Below are 11,386 nucleotides of genomic sequence, written 5' to 3' on the forward strand. Positions count from 1 at the left end.
CGCAGCAAGCGGCCCATCGCAACCCGCACCACGTTTCGTGACGATCGCGAAACGTCCCTCACGGTGGCACGGGCTGGGGAGACGTATAACGTAAATCGGAATTCCGGTAAAGAGAAATATTTTTGCCGGGAGGACTTGACACGATTCCGGCAAACCGAAGGCGATGTGCCCGTCGTGTCGGATTTGCAACACTGCGCGCCCCGCCCTCCGCTGTCGTCCCTGCGAACGCAGGGACCCATAACCACCGGGAGTGGTTGCTTCAAAGAAAGCCGGCCAGCAGCTCGTTTCAACCACAACGGCCGCGGCGTATGGGTCCCTGCGTTCGCAGGGACGACAGCGGAGCAAGACGCACGTTTACGCGCTCACTCCCTACCCCGGAAACGTCACGGCTTCGATGCGGTTGCCGTCGGGGTCGGTGACGAAGGCGGCGTAGTATTTGACGCGGTCGTGCGGGCGGATGCCGGGCGGGCCGTCGCAGCGGCCGCCGGCGGCGAGGGCTGCGGCGTGGAAGGCATCGACATCGGCGGTCGATCGCGCGCGCAGCGCGATGTGCACGCCACTGCCCTCGCCGACCGCGCTCATGGCGGCGCGCAGGTTGATCCAGAACTCCGGATAGGCCTTGCCGAAGCCGAGCGTCGCCGGCCGCGCCACGAGGCGCGCAAGGCCGAGCGGCGCGAGTGCGGCTTCATAGAAGCGCGCGGCGCGATCGAGGTCGCGGACGGCGACGGAGATGTGGTCGATCATGGCCCGGGTCCAGCGTTCTGCAATTCAAGTATGGAACACGAATGACCGCATGAACAGGCGTTCATGAGCGTGGCGCAATGGTCATGGAAGTTTCGTGGAAATGCCCGATGGAACTTCCTACGTCCTGCCGCGTAGGAGTAATTACCATGACGCAATCCCAGAAATTCCTCGACAATGCAGAGAACTGCGCCGAGCTTGCCGAGCGCGCCAAGGACGCGCCGACCTACAGGCGCTACAAGCTGATGGAGGCCGGCTGGCTGGCACTGGCGAGGGAGCAGGACTGGCTCGACGGCGTGACGCCGCCGCACAGAAGGGCGTCGTAGCCAAAACCGTCATTGCGAGGAGCGAAAGCGACGAAGCAATCCATGTCTCAGCGAGCCGAGAGATGGATTGCTTCGCTTCGCTCGCTATGACGGAAACGGCGAATGCCTAAGCCGGCGCGCCCGATTTCACCAGCTTGTAGACCACCGAATCCATCAGCGCCTGGAACGAGGCGTCGATGATGTTCGGGGAGACGCCGACGGTGGTCCAGCTGTCGCCGTTCTCGTCCTCGCTCTCGATCAGCACGCGCGTGACCGCCTCGGTGCCGCCATTGAGGATACGCACGCGGTAGTCGATCAGCTTCAGGCCCTCGATGTATTTCTGGTACTTGCCGAGATCCTTGCGCAGCGCGACGTCGAGGGCGTTGACGGGGCCGTTGCCTTCCGCGGCGGAGATCAGCCGCTCGCCGGCAACGTCCACCTTCACCACCGCCATCGCGACCGTGACGCGCTCGCCGAGCGCGTTGTAGCGCTGCTCGACATTGACGTCGAACTGCTCGACCTTGAAATATTCCGGCACCCGGCCGAGCACGCGGCGCGCCAGGAGCTGGAACGAGGCGTCGGCGGACTCGTAGGCGTAGCCCGCCGCCTCCTTCTCCTTCATCTCCTCGACGAGGCGCGTCAGCTTGGGATCGCTCCTGTCGAAGGCGATGCCGGCGCGCTCGAGCTCGGCGATGACGTTGGAGCGGCCGGCCTGGTCGGAGACCAGCACCTTGCGGTGATTGCCGACGGATTCCGGCGCGACATGCTCGTAGGTCTGCGGGTCCTTCAGCACGGCGGAGGCATGGATGCCGGTCTTGGTGACGAAGGCGCTCTCGCCGACATAAGGCGCGTGCCGGTTGGGCGCGCGGTTGAGCATGTTGTCGAGCGTGCGCGAGACCTTCATCAGGCCGCCCATCTGTTCGGCGCTGACGCCGATCTCGAAGCGGTCGGCAAATTCCTGCTTCAGGCGCAGCGTCGGGATCAGCGAGCAGAGATTGGCGTTGCCGCAGCGCTCGCCGAGGCCGTTGAGCGTGCCCTGGATCTGCCGGGCGCCGGCGCGCACGGCGGCCAGCGAATTGGCCACCGCCTGCTCGGTGTCGTTATGGGCGTGGATGCCGACATGGCTGCCGGGGATGTGTTTCGTCACCGCAGTGACGATGCTCTCGACCTCGTGCGGCATCGCGCCGCCATTGGTGTCGCAGAGCACCACCCAGCGCGCACCGGATTGGTAGGCGGCTTTGGCGCAGGCCAGCGCGTAGTCGGCGTTCTCCTTGTAGCCGTCGAAGAAATGCTCGCAGTCGACCATCACCTCGCGACCGGCGGCTTTCGCCGCCGCGACGCTGTCGCGGATCGAGGCGAGGTTCTCCTCGTTGGTCGTCTCCAATGCCACCCGCACCTGATAGGCAGAGGACTTCGCGACGAAGCAGATCGCATCGGCCCTGGCCTCGATCAGCGCGGCAAGGCCGGGATCGTTCGAGGCGGAGCGGCCGGGCCGGCGGGTCATGCCGAACGCGGTGAAGCGCGCGTGGTTCAGCGTCGGCCTCACGGCGAAGAACTCGGTGTCGGTGGGATTGGCGCCGGGATAACCGCCCTCGACATAGTCGATGCCGAGCCCGTCCAGCATTTCGGCAATCATCTTCTTGTCGTGCAGCGTGAAGTCGACGCCATTGGTCTGCGCGCCGTCGCGCAGCGTCGTGTCGAAGAGATAGAGGCGTTCGCGGCTCATGAGGAAGCTCCGGCAGAAGGCGAAAGCTGCTTCTGCATCGTGGTGTTGGCGAGCCATTCGCCGTGGCGGGGAACCGAATTGCGCTGCCTGGCGACGTAGCCGCGCTTTCTGAAGAAATCGATCGCGGTGTCGCTGGCATCGACCGAAAGCGTCTTGGCGCCGCGCGCGCCCGCAAGCCTTTCCAGCGCATCGACCAGCATGGCGCCGACGCCCTGCCCGGCCACGCTCGGATGCACATAGAGCATGTCGATGGTCTCGTTGCCCCTGAGCGAAGCGAAGCCGACCGGCGAGTTCTGCACGGTCGCGATCAGCGTCAACTCGCCCGCGAGCCTGTTGCCGAAAGCGTCCTCGTCCTCGGCCGCCACGGCCCAGGCCTGCTGCTGCGCCTCGTTGTAGTCGTCGCCGGTCAGCTCATGAATGGCGGCGACGAAGATCTGCGCCAGCATCGCCGTGTCCGATGCCAGATACGGCCGCAGCGCAGGTTTGGGCAGCGACTGACCCATCGCGTCAAAACACTCCGAACAGTTTCAGGACAAGTAATGCAGCAGCGATGATCACCGCCCATTTGATGAAGATGTAATAGCGCCAGTGTTTCGGGAAAGGTGTGTCGGGTTTCGTCATCAGGCCATCTCCCATGTCGTCAACGGCTTGCCGTCCTTGTCCCTGCCGTCCTTGAGAAGAACGCCCATGGCGGCAAGCTCGTCGCGGATGCGGTCGGACTCCTTGAAATCCTTGCGCGCGCGCGCGGCGGCACGGTCGGCGATCAGGGTCTCCACCCGCGCGGGGTCGATGCCGCTTGCCTGCTGCTTGCGGCCCTTCCAGTCCGCTGCCGATTGCGACAGGAAGCCGAGCATGCGCAGCGTCGCGGCGAAATCGGCGCGATCTTTCTCGCTGGTGTTGGCTTGATGGCGCAGCGCGTGCAGCGCCGCCAGCATCTGGGCGGTGTTGAGATCGTCGGACAACGCTTCGACCGCGGCAGGCGCAGGTTCGCCGCCGGTAGCATCGGCCGCGGCGGCGTACCAGTCGTCCAGCGTCTTCGCGCTCTCCTCCGCGTTCTTCAGCGTCCAATCGAGCGGCGAGCGATAGTGCGTCTTCAGCATGGTCAGGCGCAGCACCTCGCCGGGCCAGTCGGCCAGCAGATCGCGGATGGTGAAGAAGTTGCCGAGGCTCTTCGACATCTTCTCGCTTTCGACTTGCAGGAAGCCGTTGTGCATCCAGAAATTCGCCATGCGGTCGGCATGGAAGGCGCAGCAGGTCTGCGCCAGCTCGTTCTCATGGTGCGGGAACACCAGATCGATGCCGCCGCCATGGATATCGAAGCGCTCGCCGAGATGCTTCCACGCCATCGCGGAGCACTCGATGTGCCAGCCCGGACGCCCGGGGGCTGCGATGCCTGATGGCGACGGCCATGACGGCTCGCCGGGCTTTGACGGCTTCCACAGCACGAAGTCGGTGACGTCGCGCTTGTAGGGCGCAACATCGACGCGGGCGCCGGCGATCATTTCGTCGAGCGAGCGCTTTGCCAGCGCGCCGTAGCGCGGCAGGACCGCATTCGCGGCATTCATCGCCTGCGGCGAGAACAGCACGTGGTCCTCGGCGACATAGGCAAAGCCGCCGGCGATCAGCTTCTCGATGATCGCGCGCATCTCCGGAATATGCTCGGTCGCGCGCGGCTGCACCGTCGGCGGCAAGCAGCCGAGGGCGGTGACGTCGTCCTGATACTGCTTGTAGGTTTCTTCCGTGACCTTGCGGATCGCCTCGTTCAGCGGCAAGCCGGGATAGTCGCGTGCGGCCCGCGCGTTGATCTTGTCGTCGACGTCGGTGATGTTGCGGACATAGGTGACATGATCGGCGCCATAGCGATGGCGCAGCACGCGGAACAGGAGGTCGAACACGATCGCCGCCCGGCCGTTGCCGATATGGGCGTAGTCGTAGACCGTCGGCCCGCAGGCATACATGCGGACGTTATTGGCATCGAGCGGCACGAAGGGCCGCTTTTCCCGGGTCAGCGTATCGTAGAAGCGCAATTGCATGGGACTCCGTCCGGTGGCGGCCGGGCGTCCAACAATCTCGAATGAGAGAAAAGACGGCCTCAGCCAGCGAATCGCTAGCTAATAATCTCGCGGCAAATGGCGCAGATATCGAGGTGGCCGTTCATGCGGCTACCTTTGGGCCAGCCGCCTCGCCGCGTCAAGGCCGAACCGCCCCGTTTTGGCCGCTTTTGGCACCCAAACGGCGCCTCCGCGCCGGTTGTCGTATGGTTAATCATTCTTAACCATTGGGGTTTATCGAGTGTCTGGTTTCCTCCACTCGATCGGTCCCGCATGCGATTCCCCAAGGCATTATTTGAGGCGTTTCTCGCCGGCGCGCTCGCCCTCGCCGGCTCGGCGGCCTTCGCCGACACCCGCGTGTTCATCATTGCCAACCAGGCCGACGGCTATGGCGTCGACCAGTGCCTGGCGAAGGGCGACAAATGCGGCGCCCATGCCGCTCGCGCCTATTGCCAGCAGCGGGATTTCGCGCAGGCGGTGTCGTATCGGCGCGTCGATCCCGACGAGATCACCGGCGCCGTTCCCAGGAATGTGACCGAGCGCTGCGGCCACTCCGGCTGCAATGAATACGTCGCCATCACCTGCGAGCGCTGAAACCGGGCGTTTTCCGCGGTAATCCGTTGGCACCGCCACACCGGCGCCGCCAAAACGACGTGACGCTGCCCACGGAAGCGGCTAGGAAGTCTGCCATGGCCGCGCGCTGGATTTTGCGTCGGCCGCGCGCTCAGGCCTAATGGCCGCCCGCGAAATCGTTCAATGGCCGGATATGCTGCAAACGCTGACCAATCCCCTCTCCCGGTGGCTCCTCGCCTGCGCCCTGCTTGCCGCCCCCGTGGCGCTCCCGGGCGAAAGCGCAGCTCAAGTGAACGACAGTTTTGCCCAGATGCCGGGCGGTCCGGCGCAGGCCGGCCCTCCGCCGGGCAATCCGATGTGCCAGCGGCTCGAGATGCAGCTTTCCACCATCGACCGCGGCACCGGCACCGGGGATCCGGCCAAGGACGAGCAGATCCGCCGCTACCAGGATGCGCAGGCGCGCCAGCAGGCCGAGCTCGACCGCGTCACCTCGCAGGCCAAGCGCATGGGCTGCGAAAGCTCAGGCTTTTTCTCGCTGTTCAACCAGAACTCGGCGCAATGCGGTCCGGTCAACAACCAGATCCAGCGGATGCGCGGCAATCTCGACCAGATCAACACCAGCCTGGAGCAATTGCGCAGCGGCGGGCTGGGCGGCGCCGACCGCGAGAACCAGCGCCGCTCGGTGCTGACGGCGCTGGCGCAGAACAATTGCGGCCCGCAATATGCGGCGGCATTGCGCGACCAGGGCGGAGGCCCGGGCGGCTTCCTCGGCGGCCTGTTCGGCAACGCCATGCCCGCGCCGCCCGGCGGCGATCCCGGCTCGATGTCCGGCACCTATCGCACGGTGTGCGTGCGCACCTGCGACGGCGCCTACTTCCCGGTCTCGTTCGCCACGGTGGCGGCGCGCTTTGCCGACGACGAGAGGACCTGCAAGTCGCTGTGCCCGGCGACCGAAGCCAATCTCTATGCCTATCCCAATCCGGGCGGCGACATGAACCAGGCGGTATCGACCACGGGCCAGCCCTACACGGCGCTGCCGACCGCCTTCAAGTTCCGCGCCTCGCACGATCCGGCCTGCTCCTGCAAGGCGGCGGGACAGACCTGGTCCGACGCGCTGAAGTCGGTGGACGACAAGGCCATGCTGGATCAGCAGGGCGACATCATCGTCACCGAAGAGAGCGCCAGGAAGATGCAGCAGCAGAAGATGCAGGCGCAGCAGCCCAAGGGCGCGGGCAAGAAAGGCGCGGCTCCGGCGACGACGGCGAGCGCGCCGCCGGCAGCACCGGCATCGCCGCCCGCGGATGGCAAGGACAAGCCGATCCGCTCGGTCGGCCCGACCTTCATTCCGAACAACAACACGACGACGCGCTGAGCGCGGCCATCCGCCGTCATTGCGAGCGAAGCGAAGCAATCCAGCTTTTGCCGCAGCAAGAAAGCTGGATTGCTTCGTCGCTTCGCTCCTCGCAATGACGGGCGAGCGCTGAAACCCAAAGTCGCCTATCCGTCGAACGCTTCGGCCGAAACCTTGCCGGCGCGCGAGACCAGCGTGTCGTCGGGCGCGGGCAGCGGCTTGCCGTTGTCGCGGAAGCGGTTGGTGATGGGATAGCGGCGGTCGCGGCCGAAATTCTTCTCGGTCACCTTGACGCCGGGCGCGGCCTGGCGGCGTTTGTATTCGGCGATGTTGAGCAGGCGATCGATCCGCGCCACCACCTCCCTGTCGAAGCCGGCGGCAACGATGTCGGCCAGCGGCATCTCGCGCTCGACGAGGCGCTCGAGGATGCCGTCGAGCACGTCGTAGGGCGGCAGCGAATCCTGGTCGGTCTGGTTCTCGCGCAGCTCCGCCGTCGGCGGGCGCGTGATGATGTTGGGCGGGATCACCTCGCCGGACGGGCCGAGCGCGAAATCCGGCTTCCATGAATTGCGCAAGCTGGAGAGACGGAACACCTCGGTCTTGTAAATGTCCTTGATCGGGTTGAAGCCGCCGTTCATGTCGCCGTAGAGCGTGGCGTAGCCGACCGACATTTCCGACTTGTTGCCGGTGGTCACCACCATGGCGCCGGTCTTGTTGGAAAGCGCCATCAGCAGCGTGCCGCGGGTGCGCGCCTGCAGATTCTCCTCGGTGATGTCGCGCGGCAGGCCTGCGAAGGGCGCGGACAGGATCTTTTCGAAGCCATTGACGGCGTCGGCGATGGGCAGGATCTCATAGTGGATGCCAAGCGCCTTCGCCAGCTTCGCCGCATCGTCCAGCGAGACCTGCGCGGTGTATTTGAAGGGCAGCATGATGCCGCGCACCTTGTCGGCGCCGAGCGCGTCGACTGCGATCGCCGCGCACAAGGCCGAATCGATGCCGCCGGAGACGCCGAGCAGCACGCCCGGGAATCCGTTCTTGCGGACATAGTCGCGCAGGCCCAGCACGCACGCCGCGTAATCGCCCTTGTCGCCTTCGAGCAGCGGCGTCACGGGCCCCGAGCAGCGCCAGCCGCCGGCGTCCTTGCGAAAGACCAGCGTCGCGACGTCCTCGACGAAGCACGGCTGCTGGCAGGCGACGGACAGGTCGGCGTTCAGCGCGAAGGAGGCGCCGTCGAACACCAGCTCGTCCTGGCCGCCGACCTGGTTCAGATAAACCAGCGGCAGCCCGCTCTCGGTGACGCGGGCAACCGCAACCGAAAGCCTGATATCCTGCTTGTCGCGCGCATAGGGCGAGCCGTTGGGCACGACGAGGATTTCCGCGCCGGTTTCCGCAAGGCACTCGACGACGTTCTCGTAGTCCTCGGACTCCTCGAGCCAGATGTCCTCGCAGATGGGCACGCCGACCCGCACGCCCTTTACCGTCACCGGGCCGGCCGCGGGCCCGCGCGCGAACAGGCGCTTTTCGTCGAACACGCCGTAGTTCGGCAAATTCGCCTTGAAGCGCAGCGCGGCGATGCGCCCGCCTTCGAGCAGCGCGCAGGCGTTATAGAGCTTGCCGTCCTCGACCCAGGGCGTGCCGATCAGCACGGCGGGGCCGCCATCCGTGGTCTCCCGCGCCAGCGCCTCGACCGCCTCGCGGCAGGCGGCCTGGAATGCGGGTTTGAGCACGAGGTCTTCCGGCGGATAGCCTGTTATGAACAATTCCGGCAGCACGACGAGATCGGCGCCGTCTGCTTGCGCCTTTTCGCGCGCGGCGCGGGCTTTCGCAGCATTGCCGGCGACGTCACCCACCGTCGGGTTGAGCTGGGCCAGCGTGATCCTGAATTCGGAAGTCTTGTTCATGACGCGATGTTGCCCCGCACAAGAGCCAACTGCAAACAGCTGTTTTTAGATCAGGCCCATGCGTTCGGCGATGGCAAACAGCCAGAACAGCCCCGCCATCAGGAGCGCGACGCCGACTGCCGCCGAACCCATGTCCTTGACCTGGCCGATTTTGGGGTCGCGGTCCATGGTGAGCCGGTCGGCGAGCTTCTCGATCGCGGTATTGAGCAGCTCGACGACAAGGACAAGCGCGACGGCCGCGACCAGTTCCACCCGGCGCATCACGGTGGCGCCGACCAGCCAGGCCAGCGGGATCGAAAGCACGAGCGCGAAAACCTCCTCGCGGACGGCCTGCTCCGAGCGGATCGCGAAGGCGAGCCCGTTACGCGTGTTGATGGTGGCCCGCCATAGTCGCAGCAAATTTCAAAGCCCTGCTGCGGCCGGCATCGGCTGCGCCCTGCCCGCGCGCTCCTGCTTGAGCAACTCGGCGATCAGGAACGCGAGGTCGATCGACTGTTCGGCATTGAGGCGGGGATCGCACACCGTGTGGTAGCGGTCGCTGAGATTCTCATGCGTGATGGCGCGCGCGCCGCCGAGACATTCGGTGACGTCCTGCCCGGTCATCTCCAGGTGAATGCCGCCGGCATGGGTGCCTTCGGCCGCATGCACGCTGAAGAAGGTCTTCACTTCGGAGAGGATGCGGTCGAACGGCCGCGTCTTGTAGCCGGTGTTGGAGGTGATGGTGTTGCCGTGCATGGGATCGCACGACCACACCACGCTGCGGCCCTCGCGCTGGATGGCGCGCACCATGCCGGGCAGATGCTCGCCGACCTTCTCGTGGCCGAAGCGCGTAATCAGCGTCAGGCGGCCCGGCTCGTTGTCGGGGTTGAGGATGTCGGCCAGCTTGAGGAGCTCCTCCGGCTTCAGCGACGGGCCGCATTTCAGGCCGATCGGATTGCGGATGCCGCGGAAATATTCGACGTGCGCGTGATCGAGCTGGCGGGTGCGGTCGCCGATCCAGATCATGTGGCCGGAGGTCGCGTACCAGTCGCCGGTTGTGGAATCGACGCGGGTCAGCGCCTGCTCGTAGCCGAGCAGCAGCGCCTCGTGGCTGGTGTAGAAATCGGTGGCGCGCAGCTCCGGATGGGCTTCGAGGTCGAGGCCGCAAGCGCGCATGAAATCGAGCGCCTCGGAGATGCGGTCGGCCAGCTCCTTGTAGCGGCGGGACTGCGGCGAATCCTTGAGGAAGCCGAGCATCCATTGATGCACGCTGCCGAGATTGGCGTACCCGCCGGTCGCGAAGGCGCGGAGCAGGTTCAGCGTCGCCGCCGATTGCCGGTAGGCCATCAATTGACGTTGGGGATCGGGCGTGCGCGCGCTTTCCGTGAAGGCGATGTCGTTGATGATGTCGCCGCGGTAGCTCGGCAGCTCGACACCATCGACCTTCTCGGTCGGCGAGGAGCGCGGCTTGGCAAATTGCCCGGCGATGCGGCCGACCTTCACCACCGGCAGCGCGCCGGCATAGGTGAGCACGACAGCCATCTGCAGGAAGACGCGGAAGAAGTCGCGGATGTTGTTGGCGCCGTGCTCGGCAAAGCTCTCCGCACAGTCGCCGCCCTGGAGCAGGAACGCCTCGCCTCTGGCCACGCGCCCCAGAGCCTTCTTCAGGTTGCGGGCCTCGCCCGCGAACACCAGCGGCGGAAAGGTCGCAAGCTGCGCCTCGACGTCGGCCAACGCCACGGCATCGGCGTAATTTGGCATCTGCAACACCGGCTTGCCGCGCCAGCTGTCGGGCGTCCACCGCTCGGCCATGATCGTCAACTCCTGAGCAAAAACCGCCACTTATCCGCCTTCGCTAAAGCTTCGGCGGGACCAAAAGTGGGGGACCACGGCGAAGCCTCGGCGTAGCCGGGAGAGCGGTTGCGAGGGCCGGGTTATACACAGGCCGGCAACACTCTGCCACAAGGATTTAAGGTTGTCAGGTCAAGCCCTTGCGGCAAAAGCTGAATTCGCATTTGTTAAAGCGGCGAGCGAGAAGTTGTGGGGGTAGTCGAGTGGCCGAGGCTGGGTTGGACGATGTCTTTGCCGACGACATCATCGTGCCGGCGGCCGACCGCTATCCGCTGGGCGCGACCCTCTTCCTGCCCCGCACCGGCAAGCGCAGCCATGCCGTGCTGATCAATTCCGCTACAGCCGTGCCGCGAAGGCTCTATAGCGGCTTTGCCGGCTATCTCGCCCGCCGCGGCTGCGCGGTGCTGACCTATGACTACCGCGGCACCGGCGATTCCAGGCAGAAGGCGGTGACCGGCTACAACCAGCCGCGCTCGCTGGTCGGCTTCAAGGCCTCGATGTCCGACTGGGCCGCCAAGGACATCACCTCAGCCGTGCAATGGATGCGCGATCGCTACGGCAACATGCCCCTCACCTATGTCGGCCACTCCTTCGGCGGCCAGGCGCTGGGCCTATTGCCGAACAACAAGGAAATCTCGCGGGCGCTCTTCATCGCCGCGCAAGCCGGCTACTGGAAGCTGATGGCCTCGCCCGAGTGCTACCGCGTCTACGCCATGCTGAATTTCGTCGGCGTGCCGCTGACCAAGGTGTTCGGCTACATGCCGGGCTGGGCGGGCCTCGGCATGGACCTGCCGAAGGACGCCTTCCTGCAATGGGTCGGCTGGGTGATGAAGGAGCGCTATCTGTTCGGCGACTCCACGCTCGATACCCGCGAGAACTTCCACAACTACAAGGGCCCGCTGCGCGCG

The 11,386-nt window shown here is 65.6% G+C and carries 11 protein-coding genes; 4 read left to right on the forward strand and 7 right to left on the reverse strand.

Annotated elements, in window-relative coordinates; translation table 11 throughout:
* Window positions 1–369 precede the first annotated feature (369 nt).
* Window positions 370–744, reverse strand: a complete 375-nt coding sequence (locus tag ACT4OC_RS24295; protein WP_444841585.1) for a VOC family protein — start codon at window positions 742–744, stop codon at window positions 370–372.
* Window positions 745–890: 146 nt separating this feature from the next.
* On the opposite strand from ACT4OC_RS24295, the gene ACT4OC_RS24300 reads away from it, so the two are divergent.
* The gene (locus ACT4OC_RS24300; RefSeq protein WP_444841586.1) at window positions 891–1,067 is read left to right on the forward strand and encodes a hypothetical protein; all 177 of its coding nucleotides are present in this window, start codon (window positions 891–893) and stop codon (window positions 1,065–1,067) included.
* 106 nt (window positions 1,068–1,173) lie between these two features.
* On the opposite strand, the gene cimA is transcribed toward ACT4OC_RS24300, so the two are convergent.
* From cimA to cysS, 3 genes are all read right to left on the reverse strand, one after another.
* On the reverse strand, window positions 1,174–2,772 hold the full coding sequence (gene cimA / locus ACT4OC_RS24305) for a citramalate synthase (RefSeq protein ID WP_444841587.1): 1,599 nt from the start codon (window positions 2,770–2,772) through the stop codon (window positions 1,174–1,176).
* Window positions 2,769–3,275: a GNAT family N-acetyltransferase gene (locus ACT4OC_RS24310; protein WP_444841588.1), complete on the reverse strand. Its 507-nt coding sequence runs from the start codon at window positions 3,273–3,275 to the stop codon at window positions 2,769–2,771. Before ACT4OC_RS24310 ends, cimA begins: the two co-directional genes overlap by 4 nt.
* Before the next feature lie 117 nt (window positions 3,276–3,392).
* Window positions 3,393–4,805: a cysteine--tRNA ligase gene (cysS, locus tag ACT4OC_RS24315; protein ID WP_444841589.1), complete on the reverse strand. Its 1,413-nt coding sequence runs from the start codon at window positions 4,803–4,805 to the stop codon at window positions 3,393–3,395.
* 291 nt (window positions 4,806–5,096) lie between these two features.
* Between cysS and ACT4OC_RS24320 the strand changes: the two genes are divergently transcribed.
* Both ACT4OC_RS24320 and ACT4OC_RS24325 read left to right on the forward strand, forming a co-directional pair.
* On the forward strand, window positions 5,097–5,417 hold the full coding sequence (locus tag ACT4OC_RS24320) for a hypothetical protein (protein ID WP_444841590.1): 321 nt from the start codon (window positions 5,097–5,099) through the stop codon (window positions 5,415–5,417).
* 139 nt (window positions 5,418–5,556) lie between these two features.
* Window positions 5,557–6,768 (forward strand): DUF2865 domain-containing protein, encoded by a 1,212-nt coding sequence (locus ACT4OC_RS24325; RefSeq protein WP_444841591.1) that lies wholly within the window; start codon window positions 5,557–5,559, stop codon window positions 6,766–6,768.
* A 125-nt stretch (window positions 6,769–6,893) separates the two neighbouring features.
* Here the strand turns inward: ACT4OC_RS24325 and ACT4OC_RS24330 are convergent, their stop codons facing one another.
* The 3 genes from ACT4OC_RS24330 to ACT4OC_RS24340 are packed head-to-tail and all read right to left on the reverse strand — an operon-like array spanning window position 6,894 to window position 10,439.
* Window positions 6,894–8,648 (reverse strand): NAD+ synthase, encoded by a 1,755-nt coding sequence (locus ACT4OC_RS24330; RefSeq protein ID WP_444841592.1) that lies wholly within the window; start codon window positions 8,646–8,648, stop codon window positions 6,894–6,896.
* A 45-nt stretch (window positions 8,649–8,693) separates the two neighbouring features.
* Complete coding sequence (locus ACT4OC_RS24335) at window positions 8,694–9,047, reverse strand: diacylglycerol kinase (protein WP_444841593.1); 354 nt, start codon at window positions 9,045–9,047, stop codon at window positions 8,694–8,696.
* A 3-nt stretch (window positions 9,048–9,050) separates the two neighbouring features.
* Window positions 9,051–10,439: a class II 3-deoxy-7-phosphoheptulonate synthase gene (locus tag ACT4OC_RS24340; protein ID WP_444841594.1), complete on the reverse strand. Its 1,389-nt coding sequence runs from the start codon at window positions 10,437–10,439 to the stop codon at window positions 9,051–9,053.
* A gap of 257 nt (window positions 10,440–10,696) precedes the next feature.
* Here ACT4OC_RS24340 and ACT4OC_RS24345 point away from each other — a divergent pair.
* Window positions 10,697–11,386: alpha/beta hydrolase family protein (locus ACT4OC_RS24345; protein WP_444841595.1), on the forward strand; the 690-nt coding region annotated here is incomplete at its 3' end.

Origin of the sequence: Bradyrhizobium sp., assembly GCF_052389815.1 — a bacterium.
Taxonomy (GTDB): Bacteria; Pseudomonadota; Alphaproteobacteria; order Rhizobiales; family Xanthobacteraceae; genus Bradyrhizobium.

Excerpts from the sequence above, each read along its gene's own strand:
- ACT4OC_RS24295 (WP_444841585.1), bottom strand. The coding sequence starts at position 744 with ATGATCGACCACATCTCCGTCGCCGTCCGCGACCTCGATCGCGCCGCG.
- ACT4OC_RS24300 (WP_444841586.1), top strand. The coding sequence starts at position 891 with ATGACGCAATCCCAGAAATTCCTCGACAATGCAGAGAACTGCGCCGAG.
- ACT4OC_RS24320 (WP_444841590.1), top strand. The coding sequence starts at position 5,097 with ATGCGATTCCCCAAGGCATTATTTGAGGCGTTTCTCGCCGGCGCGCTC.
- cysS (WP_444841589.1), bottom strand. The coding sequence starts at position 4,805 with ATGCAATTGCGCTTCTACGATACGCTGACCCGGGAAAAGCGGCCCTTC.
- ACT4OC_RS24325 (WP_444841591.1), top strand. The coding sequence starts at position 5,557 with ATGGCCGCCCGCGAAATCGTTCAATGGCCGGATATGCTGCAAACGCTG.
- cimA (WP_444841587.1), bottom strand. The coding sequence starts at position 2,772 with ATGAGCCGCGAACGCCTCTATCTCTTCGACACGACGCTGCGCGACGGC.
- ACT4OC_RS24340 (WP_444841594.1), bottom strand. The coding sequence starts at position 10,439 with ATGGCCGAGCGGTGGACGCCCGACAGCTGGCGCGGCAAGCCGGTGTTG.
- ACT4OC_RS24330 (WP_444841592.1), bottom strand. The coding sequence starts at position 8,648 with ATGAACAAGACTTCCGAATTCAGGATCACGCTGGCCCAGCTCAACCCG.
- ACT4OC_RS24310 (WP_444841588.1), bottom strand. The coding sequence starts at position 3,275 with ATGGGTCAGTCGCTGCCCAAACCTGCGCTGCGGCCGTATCTGGCATCG.